The sequence below is a fragment of the Dietzia aurantiaca genome (assembly GCF_021033825.1).
Classification (GTDB): Bacteria; Actinomycetota; Actinomycetes; order Mycobacteriales; family Mycobacteriaceae; genus Dietzia; species Dietzia aurantiaca.
In genome coordinates, this window is the sequence record NZ_JAIFXZ010000022.1 from 15,289 (window position 1) to 33,925 (window position 18,637).

Here is an 18,637-nt window from a genome sequence, read left to right on the forward strand (position 1 = left end):
GCAGCCCGCGATCCGAGAACCCCTCGGCGCGCGGGCTGCGTCGTCCGCCCAGGGGATTCAGCTCCAGCTGCGATCCGCCCGTCAGTTCCTGGGCAGGACAGCGGCGACGAGCACGGTCGCGACCGCCGTGAGCCCGAGGACCATCCCGACCGTCCCGGCCCACCCCCCAGCCGCGAGGAACGTCCCGCCCAGGAACCCGAAGACCGACGATCCGCCGTAGTAGCCCAGGTTATAGAGCGACGTGGACTGCGCCCGCCCGGCGACCGCCGAGGACCCCGCCCAGCCCGCGGCCACGGCGTGGGACGCGAAGAACCCGGCCGTCAGCACGACGACCCCCGGCACTATCACCCAGAGACTCGGCACGAGGGTCAGTGCCACCCCGCCCGCCATCAGCAGGTTTCCGCCGATGAGCACCGGTTTGCGTCCCAGCCTGGAGGCGAGGACTCCGGCGCGTGGGGACGACACCGTCCCGGCGAGGTAGGCGAGGAAGATCAGGCCGGTGAGCCAGAGGGGCAGCGCGTACGGCGGCGCGGACAGGTGGAACCCCAGGTAGTTGTACATGGCGACGAACCCGCCCATGGTGAGCGTCGCCTGCAGGTAGATCACGATCAGCGCCGGCGAGCGCAGGTTGCCGACGAGCCGGCCGACCGCCTCGCGGACCGTGGCGCGTCGCGGGGTGAAGTTGCGAGCGGGTGGGGCCGTGACGAGGAAGACCGCGACCGCGGCCACGGCGATCGCCAGCACCGCGAGCATGCCGATCTGCCAGCCAAGCCACTCCCCGAGCGGCGCCGCGACGATCCGGCCGGTCAACCCCCCGATGGTCGTCCCGGCGACGTACGTGCCCGCGGCCACCGCCGAGACGCCGGGCCGGATCTCCTCGCTGAGGTACGCCACCGCGAGAGCGGGAACACCGCCGAGCATCGCGCCCTCGAAGAACCTCATGACCAGGATCAAGGGGAAGCTCGGCATGACCAGTGCGAGCACCGCGAACACACAGGCCAGAGTGATCGCGACGAGCATCGCCGGACGCCGGCCGACCGCGTCGCCGACGTATGACCACGGGATGACCCCGACGGCCAGCCCCAGTGTCGCGGCCGAGATCATGAGCGACGCGGCGTCCGCGCTCACCCCCTCGTCGGCGGCGATGAGCGGCAACAGTCCCTGCGGCGAGTACAACTGGGCGAACGTCGCGATCCCGATGCACAGCAGCGCCAGCTGCATCTGCCGGAACGCCGGGCTCCCCGGGGCGATCCCGGATCCGAAGTCACTGGCACTGTCCACCGGCCCACTGTACGACCGGCCGCGTCGTGGCCGGCCCCGGGAGTCAGGCGGGGGTGGACCCACCGGCCGTGTGTGCGACCAGGTCCTCGAGCGTCTCGGCCGCATCGATCACCGCGACAAACCGTTCCTCCTCGCGGTGAGCGCGCTCGCAGAACCCCACGACCTCGGCCACGGCGGCGAACGGGATCACCGCGACGCCATCCCGGTCGGCGGCCACGACGTCGCCCGGCCGCACGGTCACACCGGCGAGGTCGACGGGGCCGTTGAGCTCGGCCACCTCGAGGCGGTACCGCGCAGCCCGCGGGACCGAACCCACGCTCCACACGGGCAGCCGCACCTGCATGATCGACGCGGTGTCGCGCACGGGCCCGTCGACCAGGCAGCCCGCGATCCCGGCCTTGGCAGCCCACTTGGCCGACAGCGCCCCGACGACCGCGGCATCGGTGGAACCGCCGCAGTCCATCACCGCGACGTCCCCGGGCCGCCCGAGTCCGTAGAGGTCGCGGTCGCCGAAGACCCGGCCACGGCCAGCCTCCCGGTTGGTGGAGACGTCGCCGTCGAGCCGGCGGTAGCGGAGGGTGACGACCTGTCCGACGACGACGAGGTCCGGATCCAGTGGTCGGAGGCGTTCGGTCGGGACACACCCACCCACGCCCAGCTCGTCGAGTGCGTCAGCGACGGCGGACGACACATCAGGCACGGACCGGAGCCTCGGCAGAAGATCGGCGGGGGCCCTCGGGATACTCGTCGTCGTCATCAGGGCCTCGTCCAGTCGACCGGTGAGGCGGCGACGCACGTCGGGCACGCCGCTCACGCCCCGATGCGTCGTGCGGTCGGCAGGGTGGGCCTCCGCCGGGCCTCGAACGCGGCGATGTCGGCGGCGTACTGGAGGGTGAGGTCGATGTCGTCGGTGCCGTCGAGCAGGCGCTGCCGATGGGTGGGATCGACGGTGAAGCCGAAGGTGAGATCACCCACGCGCACGAGTTGCTCGCGCAGGTCCACGGTCACCTCGGTGCCGGGACGCTCGTCGATCTCCTTCCAGACCTGCTCGATCTCTCCGCTGCCGAGCTCGACGAGCAGGAGGCCGTTCTTGAACGAGTTGCCGGTGAAGATGTCGCCGAACCGGGGCGCGAGGACCACGCGGAAGCCGTAGGCCTGCAGCGCCCAGACCGCCCACTCCCGGGAGGAGCCGCAGCCGAAGTTCTCACCGGCCACCAGAACAGTAGAACTGGTGAAGCGCTGCTGGTTGAGGACGAACTCGGGACTCTCGCGCCAGTCGGCGAACAGCGCGTCGTCCAGGCCCGACTTGTCGACGCCCGAGCAGAACCGGACGGGGATGATCTGGTCGGTGTCGACGTCGGCGACCTTCATCGGCGCCGCGACACCCGTGTGCTGGTGGAACTGCTCCATTGCCCTAGACCTCCAGGTGGGTCGGTGCGACCAGCCGGCCCGCGACAGCACAGGCGGCGGCGACGGCGGGTGAGACGAGGTGGGTCTTGATGCCGGGGCCTTGACGACCCTCGAAGTTGCGGTTGTTGGTCGAGGCCGTGCGCTTGCGGGGCGCGTACTTGTCCTCGTTGAGACCCACGCACAGCGAGCAACCGGAGTGGCGCAGGCTGACGCCCGCCGAGTGGAACACGGAGTCCAGGCCCTCGTCGATCGCCTGCCGACGCACCTGCTCGGAACCGGGGACCAGCACCACCTCGACCCCCTCGGCGACCGAACGGCCGTCGAACACGGCGGCTGCGGCGCGCAGGTCCTCGATTCGGCCGTTGGTGCAGGAGCCGATAAACACGGTGTCGATCTCGATGTCCGACATCCGGGTTCCCGGCTCGAGCTCCATGTACTCCAGTGCACGCTCGGCGGCCGCGCGCTCAGCGGCGTCCGTGAACTCCGTCGGGTCCGGCACGAGACCGGCCAGCGAGACGGTCTGCGCCGGGGTGGTACCCCAGGACACGCGAGGCACCATCTGTGAGGCGTCGAGGAAGACCTCCTTGTCGAACACCGCGTCCGGGTCGGAGTGGAAGGTCTTCCAGTACCCCACCTCGGCGTCGAACTCCTCGCCCTGCGGGACGTGGGCGCGGCCGCGAAGGTACTCGTACGTCTTCTCGTCGGGCGCGACCAGGCCCGCGCGGGCGCCGGCCTCGATCGTCATGTTGCAGATGGTCATGCGGGACTCCATCGACAGCGCGCGGATGGCCTCCCCCTGGTACTCGATGACGTAACCCTGGCCGCCGGTGGTGCCGATGGCCGCGATGATCTCGAGGATGAGGTCCTTACTGCTGACGCCGGGGGGCAGCTCGCCGTCGACCACGACGCGCATGTTGCGCATCTTCTGCATCCACAGCGTCTGGGTGGCCAGGACGTGCTCGACCTGACTGGTGCCGATACCGAAGGCGAGGACGCCGAACGCGCCGTTCGTGCTGGTGTGGGAGTCGCAGCACACCAGTGTCATCCCCGGCTGGGCCAGGCCGAGCTCGGGGGCGATCACGTGCGCGATCCCGCGCTGCCTGTCGCCCGGCGCATAGAGCTCGATCCCGAAGTCGGCGCAATTGCGCTTCATGTACTCGATCTGGCGCGCACCCTCGACAATCGTGGAGGTGCGGAGCTCGTCGTCGGTCGCGTTCTGGTGGTCGATCGTGCCGAGGCAGAGCTCCGGGCGGCGGACCTCGCGACCCGCGTCGCGCAGGTTCGAGAACGCGACCGGGGTGTTGACCTCGTGGATCAGCTGCATATCCACATAGACCAGATCAGGGCCGTCCTCCGCGGACGCCACCGTGTGCTGTCTCCAGATCTTGTCCGCCAGTGTCTCGGCCATCAGATCTCCCCTTCGCCGTGGTGCTGTGTGACCCAGACCATAGTATGGTTTCTGCCAGGTGATAAGCGGCGGCAGTAGTTTTGCTACCAGTTGCTCAATATTGACGACTTCATCGCGCTCCTGTGCCGCGGGAGCACCAGCCATTCGAAGAGAGAAGTGAACCAATGGCAGACCTCGACAAGCTCGACCTGGACCTGTTGCGTCTCATCATCGAGGAGCCGCGCGCCGGAGTGCGCGAGTACTCCCGCCGGCTGGGAATCGCACGGAACACGGCCACGTCCCGGATCTCCAAGCTCGAGAAGGCGGGCGTGATCGTGGGCTGGCGCCCGCAGATGGACCTCGCCCCCCTCGGCTACGGAGTCACCTCATTCGTCCACGTCCACATCGCGCAGGCGTTCCTCGAGGAGACCCTCGACCGCCTCGCCCTCATCCCGGAGCTGATCGAGGCCAACACGGTCTCCGGAGAGGGCGACCTCCTCTGCCGACTGGTCGCCCGCAACAACTCCCACTTCGAAGAGGTCCTCCAGAAGGTCCAGCGCCTCGAAGGCGTTCGGAGGGTCCGGTCCGAGATCGTCCTCAACCGGCGGATCTGGCCCCGGGTCGTCCCGCTGGTCGACAAGGTCCGCGACGACATGTGACCCACCTGGTACCGAACCGACAACGGACACTGATCCATATGCTCTATCGAGCCCAGCGCCTGCGCCGACATTTGACCAGTTGGTCTCGAATCGCCCGACCCCGCTTGATGGTGTGACCCACAACACTTTAACTGGCTTGCGTGCAGCAGCTCACCGTGCCGAACGCTAAGGAGCCACAATGTCGTTGACCCAGCAGGAAGGGAAGGACAGGTCGATGCCGGAGACCGCTCCCACCGAGACCGCCCCCACGCCTCCGGACTCTCCGCCGACGAATTCCCGGTGGAGCGTCATGGGGATGCCCATGTGGATCTTCCTCCCCCTGTTCCTGGCCCTCACGGTGGCCGTCTACACGGACACCTTCCCCTCCACCCTGGTCAGTGGCTTTGCGCTCGCGACAGCCCTCGGGCTCATGCTCATGTGGATCGGCCAGCAGGTGCCCCTCCTCAAGGACTTCGGGCTCCCGATCATTCTCCCGCTGTTCGTCCCCGCCATCCTGGTGTGGCAGGGATGGATCCCGGAGAGCACGGTCGCCGCGATGGACGCATTCACCGATGAGCAGGGCGCCTGGGACTTCATCCTTGTCGCGATCATCGCCGGGGCGATGCTCGGCATGCCCCGGCAGCTCATCATCAAGGCCGGCGTGCGGTTCGCCGTTCCCGTCATCGGCACTATCCTCGGTGTCCTCGGCGTGGTCGGCGTCATCGGCGCCGCGCTCGGCTACGGGTTCGGCCAGGCCATCTTCTTCGTCGCCGGCCCGGTGATGGCCGGCGGCCTGCCCATCGGCGCCATCCCGATGTCGGAGATGTACGCGGAGGCATCCGGCGGATCCGCAGCCGAGTACCTGACCCTTCTCATCTCCGCCGTCCTCATCGCCAACGTCGTGTGTGTGGTGTTCGCCGCGGTGCTCAACGGCATCGGCAAGCGGTCCACGTCCCTCTGGTTCTCCGGCAACGGTCAGCTCCTGCGCGTCAATGACGCGGAGGCCGAGGACCTCAAGATCCCCGAGAAGCCGTCCGGCTCATCGTTCATCGCGCTCGGGCAGGGCCTGCTCATCGCAGGCACGCTCTACGTGGTGGCGTCCATGCTCAGCACCCTCGTCCCGGGCATCCACACCTACGCCTGGCTCACCATCATCGCCGCCGTCATCAAGATCGCCGGATTCGTGCCGGAGCGGATCGAGGAGGCTGCATCCCAGTGGGGTGACTTCGCCACCCGTACGCTCGTCCCCGCGCTCCTGGCTTCGGTCTCCATTGCCGCGATCGACATCGCGGGCGTCGTCGAGGGCTTCACCGACCCGGTCTTCATCGCACTGATCTTCATCACAGTCGGAGTGTCCGGTGTGATCGCCGGCCTGCTCGGGTACCTCGTGAGGTTTTACGTGGTCGAGTCGGCGATCGTGCCGGGCTTCGTCATGGCGGACACGGGCGGTTCCGGTGACGTGGCTGTGCTCTCCGCCGCCGAGCGGATGCACCTGCTCCCGTTCGCCACCGTCGCGACCCGGCTCGGTGGTGCGTTCCTGCTCATCGTCGTCTCGTTCCTCGTCCCCATCCTCGGGACCGGCGTCTTCTGACCGCACCGCCCACACCCCGGCGCTCACCCGCCGCCGTCGATGAACTCCCGCCGAAGCGCGGGAGTTCCTCGCGCGCAGATCGCGATCGGAAGCTCAGATCGTTCCGCCCCTTCGTCTGAAGTGCATTGCGCGATCCGCTCCTCGAATCCGAATCAAGGGGCGGATCGGCACATCACGAGAACAGGGCAACCACCCGCACCTGCCGGCGCGGGCCCCGGGGCGTCAGGCCCGCAGGGCCGCCGACGCCATCGCCGTCAGGACGCGGCGCAGCTCGGCCTCGGCCATGGCCGGCAGCCGCGGACTGGAGTTGAGCAGACCGAACACCGCGTGGACGTGAGCACGCGCGGCGACCACCGGCAGGCCCGGCCGCAGCCGCACCAGGGCTTCCACCCACATCTCGGCGTACTCACGCTGCAGTCGGCGCACCTCGTGCCGGGGGCCGGCCGGCAGCGAGGCCAGGTCCCGGAACTGCACGCTGATGAGATCGGGTTCGGTGGCCACGAAGTCCACGTGGACCGCGAGCAGCGCGTCGAGCACCTCGGCGGGTGTCCCGCCTCGCTCGACCGCCGCCCGACCCCCGTCTCGCAGACGGACGGAGATGTCCAGCAGCATCTCGGCGAGCACGTCCTCCTTGGAAGAGAAGTACCGGTACATGCCCGGGCCGGAGATGCCCACCTCGGCGCCGATGTCGTCCAGCCGAACGCCGTGGAACCCGCGGCGGGCCATGAGCCGGGCGGCGGCAACGAGGATCTCTGCCCGCCGCCGCACCTTGGCCTGGGCGCGCGGGGTCAACGGAGCAGTGCCGCCCCGCTGATCCCGCGCGCCGGTGCCGGTCATATCAGTGGAAGAAGTGCCGGGCGCCGGTGAAGTACATCGTGATGCCGGCCTTCTCGGCGGCCTCGATCACCTCGGCGTCGCGCACCGAACCACCCGGCTGCACCACGGCGCGCACGCCGGCCTCGGCGAGCACCTCGAGCCCGTCGGCGAACGGGAAGAACGCGTCCGAGGCGGCCACCGCACCCGAGACCCGCTCCCCCGCGCGCTGCACGGCCAGGCGTGCCGAGTCGACGCGGTTGACCTGCCCCATGCCCACGCCGACGGTCGCGCCGGACTGGGCGAGGAGGATGGCGTTGGACTTGACGGCCCGGCAGGCGCGCCACGCGAACAGCAGGTCGCGCAGGGTCTGTTCGTCGGCGTCCCCGCCGCATGCCTTGGTCCAGCCGGACACCACGTCGCCCGGGGCGTCCAGGGAGTCGCGCTGCTGCACGAGCACGCCGCCGGAGATCTGCTTGCGTTCGACCTCGCCCTCGACCGGGGCCTGCGCCTCGAGGATGCGGATGTTCTTCTTGCGCTGCAGGATCTCCACGGCACCGTCCGCGTAGGACGGGGCGATGATCACCTCGGTGAAGATCTCGGCCACCTGCTCGGCCATCTCTACGCTGACCTCGCGATTCGCGGCGATCACGCCACCGAACGCGCTCACGGGGTCGCACTCGTGGGCGGCGCGGTGCGCGGCGGCGATGTCCGCGTCGATCGCGATTCCACACGGGTTGGCGTGCTTGATGATCGCCACACACGGCTCGGCGTGGTCGAATGCCGAGCGCCACGCGGCGTCGCCGTCGACGTAGTTGTTGTAGCTCATCTCCTTGCCGTGCAGCTGACGGGCCTGCGCGAGGCCCGGCGCGGCGGCGGCGTCGGTGTAGAGGGCGGCACTCTGGTGCGGGTTCTCGCCGTAGCGCAGCGTGGCGGCCAGGTCGAGGCTCTGCCCCTGCCAGACCGGGTAGCCGGAATCGGCCTCTTCCCCGGCGTCGGAGGTCTGCTCGGTCATCCAGGTGGCCACCGCGACGTCGTAGGCGCCGGTGTGGCGGAACGCGGCCGCGGCGAGGCTACGACGCTGGGTGAGGCTGAAACCACCGGCGGCGACGGCCTCGAGGGCCTCGCCGTAGCCGGCCGGGTCGACGAGGACGGCCACCGACGGGTGGTTCTTGGCCGCCGCGCGCACCATGGAGGGCCCGCCGATGTCGATCTGCTCGACGCAGGCGTCGTAGTCCGCCCCGGAGGCGACCGTGTCGGTGAAGGGATAAAGGTTGACGACGACGAGTTCGAACGGCTTCACATCCAGGTCCGCGATCTGCTCGAGATGCTCGGGCTTTCTCGTGTCCGCCAAGATGCCGGCATGGACGCGTGGGTGCAGGGTCTTGACCCGGCCCTCGAGACACTCCGGGAACCCGGTCAGCGAGTCGACGGGGGTCACGTCGATGCCGGCATCGGAGATCCGCTGCGCGGTGGACCCGGTGGAGACGATCTCGACGCCCGCGTCCGCCAGACCGCGGGCGAGCTCGGTGAGCCCGGTCTTGTCGTAGACGCTGATGAGGGCGCGGCGTACGGGCCTGCGGGAGTTGTCCGGCTGGGAGGTCACGATATGTACACCTTTCGACCTTCGATATGGAGGCGACCGCGGGCGGCGGCCGTGAGGACATCGACGAGCATCTCGCGCTCGCGGACCTTGATGCGTTCGTGGAGGGTGGTCTCGGTGTCGTCCGGGCGGACGTCGACGGTGCGCTGGTCGATCACAGGACCGGTGTCCACGCCGGCGTCGACCAGGTGAGCGGTGCACCCGGTCACGGACACCCCGTAGGCGAGCGCGTCCCGCACCGCATGGGCTCCGGGGAACGACGGCAGCAGCGCCGGATGGGTGTTGATGACCCGGCCGGTAAACTCGTCGAGGAACGCCTGTCCGAGGATGCGCATGAAGCCGGCGGAGACCACCCAGTCGGGCGTGAAATCCCGCACGGCGTCCGTTAACGCGCGGTTCCAGGCTGCGCGGTCCTCGTGGTCGCCAGGTCTGACGACCGCGGTCGCGAGCCCGGCGGTGGCGGCACGGGCCACCGCCTCGCAGTCGCGGTCGGAGACCAGCGCGGTCACGCGGTAGGCGCAGCTCGGGTGCGCTGCGGAGTCGATCACGCTCTGGGCGAGGGTCCCCGCGCCGGACGCCAACAGCACGACCTCCCCGGGTGGGACGGACTCGCCACTGTCCACGCTCTCCAGCTCCTGCCCGTCGATCAATCCGCCCGGGAGATCGCCCGGGCCACCCGTCGGAGTCTAGTCGCCCGCCTTGGGGCCATCGTCAGGGAGATCGGCAGACCCGGCGTCGGGGACGTCGACGGTCCCCTCGTCGGCGGAGTCGGCGCTGCCCGCTGTCCCCGCGTCCTCCCCGCCCGCCTCGTCCGACGGGTCCGCATCGGCGTCCACGGTGAGGCCACCGTCGGAGGCGGCGTCGTCGTCACTCACGGGGTCGTCGTCGCCCGCGGCGGCGTCATCGTCTGGGCCATCGTCACTTGGTACATCGTCGTCGCGCGCGACGTCGTCGTCGCCCGAGGCATGGTTCTCATCGTCTGCGCCGGCGTCGGCGTCCCCCGAGGCATGGTCCTCATCGCCAGCGCCGGCGTCTTCGGCGGCATGGTCGGCCGCTTCATCGTCGGCTGCCGCGTCGCTGGCTACGGAGTCCTCGTCCACAGGACCGCCGGCGGTCCCGCCGTCCAGATCATCAGCGCGATCGTCGGTGACCTCGTCCGTGGTGACGCCGCCCGTCGCACCCACCCGGCGTCGCCGGCGTGCCAACTCGCTCTCCGCACGCTCGCGGCGCCGGGTCAGACCGGCCAGGGACAACGCGATGGTCGTCGACCCGATGATCCCGAACAGCAGGAGCGCCATGCCGGCCGCGATCAGGGAACCTGTACCCACCGAGCCCAACACGCCGAGGTCCCCGCCCGCCACGACCGGAGTCAGCACGGTCACGACCGCGGCGATCGCCGCCGCCAGCCACGTCGCCTTGACCGCATCGGCCGTGGTCCGGAACCAGTGCGCCACCGACCGCGCCAGCAGAGCGGCCGTGAGGACCGTCACCAGCAGCAGCCCCTGCACGATCCAGTGCGGATTCGTGGTGGGCAGCGCCGCCGCCAAGGGCACCTCCGGCATCGGTCCCCGGGACACCGCGAACACGCTGTACGAGGCCTCCCCCAGATGCGCCTCGCCGCCGACCAGCAGCGCGGCTCCGGCCATCACGACGTTCGGCAGGTACGCGATCGAGATCCCCGTGAGCGCTGCCGTACCGGCCAGCCCCTTGCCGATCCCCATGCTCGCCTCGACCGGCTCCCACGCGAAGAGGATGCCGACCAGCACCAGGAACGCCGAGATCGCCCACATCGCCGCCACGAACGCCGCTCCCAGGTGGACACCCCCGCGCACCCACAGGGGCAGTTCCTCACGCAGATCACGCCGGAAGAACAGCCACACCCCGAGCCCGGAACCGACGATGCCCACCACCGCGGTCCACGTCAGCGCCAGAGGCAGCGACGACTCCCGGACCGCGAAGTCGGACGCCGCCGACCCCACTAGCAACGAGGCCAGTCCGGTCAGAAGCAGGCCCGCCACCGTCGCACCGACGATCGCCGCACCGGCCTCCCGTGCGCCCGGCTGTTCGACATCCGCCAGCACCGCCCGCGTCTGGCGCGCCAACACCACCGCATAGATCAGTGGCGGCAGCAGCGGCAGGAAACCCAACTCCACGGCGTCGATCGTCAGCGGCACCCGGTTGACCACCAGCCACTCCACGGCGACCACCGCGAACAGCGAATCGAACCCCGTGGCGCTGAACAGCAGCACCCCCAACGTGAGCACCACCAGGATGAGGACGGTGACGACAACGGGCAGTGCCGCGGCCGCAGCAGCCCACAGCAGCGACCCGGCCCCTGCCGGGGACCGTCGCACTGCGGGGCGGATGACACGTTGAGGACTCACGCCGTCAACCGTAGATACCCGCCTGCGACAGGACGCCCCCGGCACGCCGCGACCCCCGCCATCCTCTTGGATGACGGGGGTCGTGGTGAGCGCGGAACGCCCTACAACTGCAGGTGATCCACCACCGCGTGTGACCTATCGGATCACAGCGAGTCGAGGAGCTCCTTGGCGAGAGCAGCCGTCTCGGACGGCGTCTTGCCGACCTTCACGCCCGCGGCCTCCAGGGCCTCCTTCTTGGCCTGCGCGGTGCCCGAGGAGCCGGAGACGATGGCGCCGGCGTGGCCCATGGTCTTGCCCTCGGGGGCCGTGAAGCCGGCGACGTAGCCGACGACCGGCTTGGTCACGTTGGCCTTGATGTACTCGGCGGCACGCTCCTCGGCGTCGCCACCGATCTCGCCGATCATCACGATGACCTTGGTCTCCGGGTCGTTCTCGAAGGCCTCGATGCAGTCGATGTGCGTGGTGCCGATAATCGGGTCGCCGCCGATACCGATGGCGGTCGAGAAACCGTAGTCGGACAGCTCGTACATCATCTGGTAGGTCAGGGTGCCCGACTTCGACACGAGGCCGACCGGACCCTTGCCGGTGATGTTGGCCGGGGTGATGCCGACCAGCGACTCGCCCGGCGTGATGATGCCCGGGCAGTTGGGGCCGAGGATCCGGGTCTTGGAGCCCTTGGACACGTTGTAGTTGTGTGCCTCTGCGGTGTCCAGGACCGGGGCGCCCTCGGTGATGACCACGGCGAGCGGGATCTCCGCGTCCACGGCCTCGATCATGGCGTCCTTGGTGAACGGCGGCGGCACGAAGAGGATCGTGACGTCGGCACCGGTGGCCTCCATGGCCTCGGAGACGGTGCCGAAGACCGGCAGCTCGACGTCGTTACCGGAGGCGTCCTTGTGGGACACGGTGGTGCCGGCCTTGCGGGCGTTGACGCCGCCGACGACCTGGGTGCCGGCCGCGAGCATGCGGGCGGTGTGCTTGGAGCCCTCGCCGCCGGTGATGCCCTGGACGATGACCTTGCTGTCCTTGTTGAGGAAGATCGACATATCTTCTGGTTCCTTCTCTTCCTACTTGGAGGCGAGCTCGGCGGCCTTGTCGGCGCCGGAGTCCATGTTGTCGGCCAGGGTCACGAGTGGGTGGTTCGCCTCCGCGAGGATCTTGCGACCCTCCTCGACGTTGTTGCCGTCGAGACGCACGACGAGCGGCTTGTTGGCGTCGTCGCCCAGGATCTCCAGGGCCTTGACGATGCCGTTCGCGACCGCGTCACAGGCTGTGATGCCGCCGAAGACGTTCACGAACACGCTCTTGACCTGCTCGTCACCGAGGATGACGTCGAGACCGTTGGCCATGACCTCGGCCGAGGCACCGCCACCGATGTCGAGGAAGTTGGCGGGCTTGACGCCCCCGTGGTTCTCACCGGCGTAGGCGACGACGTCCAGGGTCGACATGACCAGACCGGCACCGTTACCGATGATGCCGACCTCACCGTCGAGCTTGACGTAGTTGAGGTCGTTCTCGGCGGCCTTCTGCTCGAGCGGATCAGTGGTGCCCGCATCGGCGAAGTCGGCGAAGCTCTCCTTGTGACGGAACTCGGCGTTCGCGTCCAGGGTGACCTTGCCGTCGAGTGCGAGGATCTCGTCGTTCGGGGTGCGCACGAGCGGGTTGACCTCGACCAGCGACGCGTCCTCCTTGACGAAGACCTCGTACAGCTTGGCGATGGTCACCGCCGCGGCGTCCAGCACCTCCTCGGGGAGGTGGCCGGCCTTGGCGATCTCGCGGGCCTTGGCCACATCGACGCCGACTGTGGGGTCGATGTTGATCTTCGCGAGACGGTCCGGCGACTCCTCGGCGACCTGCTCGATCTCGACGCCGCCCTCGACCGAGCACATGGCCAGGTAGTTGCGGTTGGCACGATCGACGAGGAAGGAGATGTAGTACTCCTCCGCGATGTCGCTGGCCTCGGCGACGAGGAGCTTCTTGACGATGTGGCCCTTGATGTCCAGGCCCAGGATGTCCTCGGCCCGGGCGCGGGCCTCCTTGGCATCCTCTGCCAGCTTCACGCCGCCGGCCTTGCCACGGCCACCGACCTTTACCTGTGCCTTGACGACGACAGGCTTGCCGATCTCGGCCGCAACCTTCTCGGCCTCCTCCGCGGTGTCTGCGACGCGCCCCGGGGTGGTGGGCACGTCATGCTTCGCGAAAAGAGCCTTTGCCTGGTATTCAAAGAGATCCATCAGCTCACCATCTTGACGTGTAGATTCGCCCGGCGCTGTTTTAAAGCCGAGTCATCCCTCATCCTAAGCGCCTGGTGTGTCGCCCGTCGCACCCCGGGGGTGACAGAGTGCGGTGGATCACAGGGCCGGGTGCGCCAGCGGCACCCACCGTCGGCCCTCCTTGCCCGTAGACCCATCCGGACCCCACGGGCACCGTGAGTCACAGCTATGTGACTCACCCCTCATCCCCGGGTGCCGGACCACCTTGCGGCACCGTTGCCTATCCGTTACCTTGGACGACGTCTTAATCACGAAACGGTTACGGCGCGAAAACAGTCACGGCACGGCCTGAAGGGAATCAACAACGGTGAACGAGTCGCAACACGGAAAGCAAGCGACTCCTGTCGTCATTTCACCCGCAGGGTCCCGCCGTCCCGGCCGCCACCGTGTGCCTGCTCCCCCGACCGCACTGCGCGGTCGGGCCGCCGTTCTCGCCGTCGCCGCAGGTGCCGCGGTCTCGGCCGCCTCCGCCGGCTCGGCGATGACCACCACCAACACGCACGCCACCGAGGCCGGGGACATCGCCCTCCTGGCCAACGGAGAGCAGGCGCCTGCGACGTCGAGCTCCTCCGCTCCGTCGTCCGCCGCCACGCCGACCCCGTCGGCCCCCGCACCCGTGGTCGTCCCCGCCTCCGCGTCCACCGGCGGCACGGACAACATCCAGTCGGCCATGCTCTTCGCGGGCACCGAGATCAACGCCCAGCGCGAGATCGACGAGGAGATGGCCCGCCGCCCCAAGGTCGTCCTCCCGACCGTCGGCACCTTCACCTCGCCGTTCGCGATGCGCTGGGGCACTCACCACGGGGGCATCGACATCGCCAATTCCCCGGGCACCTCGATCGTGGCGGCCACTGACGGCGTCGTGATCGAATCCGGCCCGGCCCAGGGTTACGGCAACTGGATCCGGATCAAGGCCGACGACGGCACCATCACCACCTACGGACACATGCAGACTCTCGACGTCGCCAAGGGCGAGCGCGTGATGGCTGGCCAAAAGATCGCCGGGATGGGCTCGCTCGGCTTCTCCACCGGTTCGCACCTGCACTTCGAGGTCGAGATCGACGGGCAGAAGGTCGACCCCGTGCCTTGGCTTCTCCAGCACGGTCTCGACGTCATGGGCGGCGCCAGCTCCGAGATGTCACTCGGCTCACTGGGCGGCAACTGAGCAGGCCACCCACACGAGCTCGCACAGGCGCGGGGCCGACCTTCCTGGTCGGCCCCGCGTTCTTCTAGAGCTTCTGCATCGGAACGCCACCGATGAGCATCAGCCTTACCTTGCCGGACGCCCCGAAGTCGATCGTCGCCGTGGCCCGCGGGCCGCTCCCGTCGCACGAGAGGACCTTGCCGAGCCCGTATTTGTCGTGCGTCACCCGGTCACCCGGCGCGAGTTCAAGAGCAGGAGCCGAGGCGCGGGCCCGCGGAATACCGGATGCCCGCTCAGCGGACCGGCCGCTCCGACTTCCGCCGGAGCCGTAGCCGCCTGAGCCGTAGCCACCCGAGCCGTAGCCGCCGGAACCGGAACCGCTGCCGAAGCGACGCCGGGACACCGACGAGTCGTCATCGCCGAAGCCGGTACCGCCGGCGGGCTCCTCGCGTTGCCACTCGATCGCCTCGGAGGGAATCTCCTCGAGGAAGCGCGACCCCGGATTGGTCATGGGCTGCCCCCACGACGAGCGCATCATGGCGCGGGACAGGTACAGCTTCTTGCGCGCGCGGGTGATCCCCACGTAGGCCAGCCGCCGCTCCTCCGACAGCTCCGCCGGGTCGCCGAGCGCCCGCATGTGCGGGAACAGCCCGTCCTCCATGCCGATGAGGAACACCACCGGGAACTCGAGCCCCTTGGCCGTATGGAGCGTCATCAGCGTGACCTGACCTTGCTCGTCGTCGGGGATCTCGTCGGCATCGGCCACCAACGACACCCGCTCGAGGAACGCCGCCAATGAACCGGGCGGGGCGAGCCCCTCGTCCAGCTCGGCGCCGACATCCGCGCCGGCGTCGGGACCGAAACCCTGCTCCCGCGCCGACAACTGCAACGCGGCCTCGGACGAGAACTCGCGGCCCACGCCCACCAGCTCGTTGAGGTTGTCCAGACGCGCGGCGTCCTGCGGGTCGTTGGAGGCCTCCAGCTCCGACCGGTAGCCGGTCTTCGCGAGGACCGTCTCGACGAGCTCGCCCACATCCGGGACCGAACCCTCTCCACCTGCGTGATCCTCACCATCCAGTCGGCCACGCAGCTCGTCGATCAGCGCGACGAAGCCGGCGATCGCCTTGACCGACCGCGTGGGCAGCAGCGACACCCTGCCCTCGGCCGCATCGCGCAGCGCCTCACCGAAGCCGATCCCCCGCTGCTCGGCGTGGACCACCACACAGGCCTCCGCACGGTCGCCGATTCCGCGGCGCGGGGTGTTGAGGATTCGCCGCAGCGCCACCGCATCGTCGGGGTTCGAGATCACCTTGAGGTAGGCGACGATGTCACGCACCTCCTTGCGCTCGTAGAACCGGGTGCCGCCCACGACCTTGTAGGGCAGCCCCAGCCGTACGAACACATCCTCGATGACGCGCGAGGAGTTGTTGGTCCGGTAGAACACGGCCATGTCGGAGTACGAGGCGACGCCCGAATCCACCATCCGGTCGATCTCCCCGGCGATGAACCGGGCCTCGTCGTGCTCGTTGTCCGCGACGTAGCCCACCAGCAGATCGCCCGTACCCTCATCGGTCCACAGGTTCTTCTCGCGGCGGCCCGGGTTACGCGAGATCACCGCGTTGGCGGCCGACAGGATGGTCTGTGTGGACCGGTAATTCTGCTCCAACAGGATCGACCGCGCATCCGGATAGTCGTGCTCGAAATCCTCGATGTTCCGGATGGTCGCCCCGCGGAACGCGTAGATCGACTGGTCCGCATCACCCACGACACAGAGCTCCGCCGGGGGGACGCCCACCTCGTCCGCCTCATCCCCCGCCACTCCACCCACGAGGGTGCGCACCAGGACGTACTGCGCGTGGTTGGTGTCCTGGTACTCGTCCACCATGACGTGCCGGAACCGCCGCCGATAGTACGCGGCCACCTCCGGGTGCGCGCGGAGCAGGGCGACGGTCTCACCGATCAGGTCGTCGAAATCGAACGCGTTGGCCGACTGCAGTCGCGCCTGGTACTCGGTATAGACCGCCGCCACCGTCTGGCCGGTGCGGTCCGAGTCCTCGAGCGCACGGTCCATGGCCTCGGACGGATCGCGCAGCTCGTTCTTGTGGCCCGAGATGACCGACGCCAGCATCCGCGGCGTGAACTTCTTGACCTCGAGCTGCTGCTCCTTGGCGATCATTCCCAGCAGGCGGCGCGAATCATCCGAGTCGTAGATCGTGAAGTTGGAGTTGCGGGTACCCAGCAGCGCCGACTGGGCACGCAGGATCCGCACACAGATCGAGTGGAAGGTCGCCACCCACATGCGCTCCGCATGCGGACCGACCAGCGCGGAGACCCGCTCCCGCATCTCGGCTGCGGCCTTGTTGGTGAACGTGATCGCGAGGATCTGGCCGGGGTGCGCACCGCCCTCCGCGAGGAGATACGCGATGCGCCGGGTGAGCACACTGGTCTTGCCCGATCCGGCACCGGCCACGATCAACAGCGGGCCGCCGCGGTGGGTCACCGCGGCGGCCTGCGGCGGATTGAGGCCGGCCAGGAGGGTCGAGGTGTGCGGGGCGGGAGCAGGTGCGGTGTCGGTCATCGTGGGTCCAATCTACCCACCGGGTCCGACACCCGGTCCGCCCGACGGATCAGGCCCGGCTCAGCCGGCGTTCACCGTTGACCGGCCCCCATGAACTCCTCCACCTGCGCCGCCGTCGCGGTGAGCTTCGGGTCGTTGTCGAGGTAGTAGCGGGTCTCCCGCACGATGAGCCCCGACAGCACCAACAGTCCGATGAGGTTCGGGATCGCCATGAGGCCGTTCATCACGTCGGCGAAGTTCCACACCACCTCGAGCTCGGTGACCGCACCGATGAACACCACGCAGGTGAAGACCAGGCGATACGGGACCACGCCCCGCGCACCGACCAACCGCTCCATGCACCGCTCGCCGTAGTACGACCAGCCGAGGATGGTGGAGAAGGCGAAGAACGCGATGGACACCGCCACCAACTTGTCGCCCTCCGGCATCGCCTGGGAGAAGGCGTCGGCGGTCATGGTGCCGGCGCGATCCCCACCCTGCCGCCACGTTCCCGAGGTGACCAACACGAGGCCGGTGAAGGTGACGACGATGATCGTGTCGATGAACGTCTGCGTCATCGACACCAGTCCCTGCCTGGTGGGGTGGGAGGTCTTGGCCGCGGCGGCCGCGATCGCCGCCGAGCCCATGCCGGACTCGTTGGAGAAGATGCCGCGGGCGACACCCATCTGGATGGCGTACAGGATCGCCGAGCCGGCGAAGCCGCCGACGGCGGAGGTGCCGGTGAAGGCGTCGGAGAAGATCTGCCCGAAGGCGCCGGGGATCTGTTCGGCATTGACGACCAGCACGATCAGGCCGCCGACGATGTACAGCACGATCATCAGCGGCACGAACCCGGCGGTGACCCGGCCGATCGACTTGATACCCCCGAGCAGGACCGCACCGGTGAGGACGAACAGGATGATGCCGGTGGTCACGTGCGGGACCCCGAACGAGTTCTCCATCTGCGTGGCCACGGCGTTGCCCTGCGTCATGTTGCCGATGCCGAAACTGGCCAGCACCGCGAACACCGCGAACACGATCGACATGACGAGCCCGATCCGGCCGCCGGTCCGTCCGAAGACCTCCGTGAATCCCCGGTGCAGGTAGTACTGCGGGCCGCCGGACTGCTCGCCGCGCGCGTCGGTGACGCGGTAGCGCACGCCGAGGAACGCCTCGGAGTACTTGGAGGCCATGCCCAGCAGGGCGGTCACCCACATCCAGAACAGCGCGCCCGGCCCGCCGAGCGCGATGGCCGTGGCCACGCCCACGATGTTGCCCACGCCCACCGTCGCGGCGAGCGCGGTGGTCAGCGCCTGGTACTGGGAGATGTCGCCGGCACCGCCGTCGTCCTTGCGTTTGATCAGGCCCAGCCGAAGCGCGGGTCCGAGCTCGCGGAACTGCAGCATCCGCAACCTGATCGTGAGGAACAGGCCCGTGCCGAGCAACAGCGGGATGAGGACGAAGGGGCCCCAGATCACCGATCCGATGTCGGCGAGGAGCGTACTGAAATTTTCCACGGGGGAACAGTAGACGCCCGCGCACCGGTTCCGGGGCGC

15 protein-coding genes are annotated in these 18,637 nt (G+C 69.0%); 3 read left to right on the forward strand and 12 right to left on the reverse strand.

Going from position 1 to position 18,637, the window contains the following annotated elements; all coding sequences use genetic code 11:
- Window positions 1–81 precede the first annotated feature (81 nt).
- Genes K3888_RS16715 through leuC form a run of 4 tightly spaced genes read right to left on the reverse strand, consistent with a single transcriptional unit; the run spans window position 82 to window position 4,099 of the window.
- The gene (locus K3888_RS16715) at window positions 82–1,281 is read right to left on the reverse strand and encodes an MFS transporter (protein WP_230931419.1); all 1,200 of its coding nucleotides are present in this window, start codon (window positions 1,279–1,281) and stop codon (window positions 82–84) included.
- A gap of 43 nt (window positions 1,282–1,324) precedes the next feature.
- A complete protein-coding gene (locus K3888_RS16720; protein WP_230931420.1) occupies window positions 1,325–2,095 on the reverse strand; it encodes an RraA family protein in 771 nt (256 codons plus the stop codon).
- A complete protein-coding gene (gene leuD, locus K3888_RS16725) occupies window positions 2,092–2,691 on the reverse strand; it encodes a 3-isopropylmalate dehydratase small subunit (protein WP_230931421.1) in 600 nt (199 codons plus the stop codon). Before leuD ends, K3888_RS16720 begins: the two co-directional genes overlap by 4 nt.
- Before the next feature lie 4 nt (window positions 2,692–2,695).
- Window positions 2,696–4,099 (reverse strand): 3-isopropylmalate dehydratase large subunit, encoded by a 1,404-nt coding sequence (gene leuC, locus K3888_RS16730; RefSeq protein WP_230931422.1) that lies wholly within the window; start codon window positions 4,097–4,099, stop codon window positions 2,696–2,698.
- Window positions 4,100–4,263: 164 nt separating this feature from the next.
- On the opposite strand from leuC, the gene K3888_RS16735 reads away from it, so the two are divergent.
- The gene (locus tag K3888_RS16735) at window positions 4,264–4,737 is read left to right on the forward strand and encodes an Lrp/AsnC family transcriptional regulator (RefSeq protein ID WP_230931423.1); all 474 of its coding nucleotides are present in this window, start codon (window positions 4,264–4,266) and stop codon (window positions 4,735–4,737) included.
- 178 nt (window positions 4,738–4,915) lie between these two features.
- Window positions 4,916–6,307 carry a 2-hydroxycarboxylate transporter family protein gene (locus K3888_RS16740; RefSeq protein WP_230931424.1) on the forward strand — a complete coding sequence of 464 codons (1,392 nt, stop codon included), beginning with the start codon at window positions 4,916–4,918 and terminating at the stop codon, window positions 6,305–6,307.
- 222 nt (window positions 6,308–6,529) lie between these two features.
- Here the strand turns inward: K3888_RS16740 and K3888_RS16745 are convergent, their stop codons facing one another.
- From K3888_RS16745 to sucC, 6 genes are all read right to left on the reverse strand, one after another.
- Window positions 6,530–7,144 carry a TetR/AcrR family transcriptional regulator gene (locus tag K3888_RS16745; protein WP_230931425.1) on the reverse strand — a complete coding sequence of 205 codons (615 nt, stop codon included), beginning with the start codon at window positions 7,142–7,144 and terminating at the stop codon, window positions 6,530–6,532.
- A gap of 1 nt (window position 7,145) precedes the next feature.
- A complete protein-coding gene (gene purH, locus K3888_RS16750) occupies window positions 7,146–8,726 on the reverse strand; it encodes a bifunctional phosphoribosylaminoimidazolecarboxamide formyltransferase/IMP cyclohydrolase (protein WP_230931426.1) in 1,581 nt (526 codons plus the stop codon).
- A complete protein-coding gene (gene purN, locus K3888_RS16755) occupies window positions 8,723–9,346 on the reverse strand; it encodes a phosphoribosylglycinamide formyltransferase (protein ID WP_230931427.1) in 624 nt (207 codons plus the stop codon). Before purN ends, purH begins: the two co-directional genes overlap by 4 nt.
- Window positions 9,347–9,409: 63 nt before the next feature.
- On the reverse strand, window positions 9,410–11,107 hold the full coding sequence (locus K3888_RS16760) for a cell division protein PerM (protein WP_230931428.1): 1,698 nt from the start codon (window positions 11,105–11,107) through the stop codon (window positions 9,410–9,412).
- Between the two features lie 143 nt (window positions 11,108–11,250).
- A complete protein-coding gene (gene sucD / locus K3888_RS16765; RefSeq protein WP_230931429.1) occupies window positions 11,251–12,153 on the reverse strand; it encodes a succinate--CoA ligase subunit alpha in 903 nt (300 codons plus the stop codon).
- 21 nt (window positions 12,154–12,174) lie between these two features.
- Window positions 12,175–13,341: an ADP-forming succinate--CoA ligase subunit beta gene (gene sucC / locus K3888_RS16770; protein WP_230931430.1), complete on the reverse strand. Its 1,167-nt coding sequence runs from the start codon at window positions 13,339–13,341 to the stop codon at window positions 12,175–12,177.
- A gap of 427 nt (window positions 13,342–13,768) precedes the next feature.
- Here sucC and K3888_RS16775 point away from each other — a divergent pair, with 427 nt between their 5' ends.
- On the forward strand, window positions 13,769–14,545 hold the full coding sequence (locus K3888_RS16775; protein ID WP_230931431.1) for a M23 family metallopeptidase: 777 nt from the start codon (window positions 13,769–13,771) through the stop codon (window positions 14,543–14,545).
- Window positions 14,546–14,609: 64 nt separating this feature from the next.
- On the opposite strand, the gene K3888_RS16780 is transcribed toward K3888_RS16775, so the two are convergent.
- Both K3888_RS16780 and K3888_RS16785 read right to left on the reverse strand, forming a co-directional pair.
- Window positions 14,610–17,102 (reverse strand): UvrD-helicase domain-containing protein, encoded by a 2,493-nt coding sequence (locus K3888_RS16780; RefSeq protein WP_230931432.1) that lies wholly within the window; start codon window positions 17,100–17,102, stop codon window positions 14,610–14,612.
- A 71-nt stretch (window positions 17,103–17,173) separates the two neighbouring features.
- Window positions 17,174–18,598, reverse strand: a complete 1,425-nt coding sequence (locus tag K3888_RS16785) for an alanine/glycine:cation symporter family protein (protein WP_230931433.1) — start codon at window positions 18,596–18,598, stop codon at window positions 17,174–17,176.
- Window positions 18,599–18,637 lie beyond the last annotated feature (39 nt).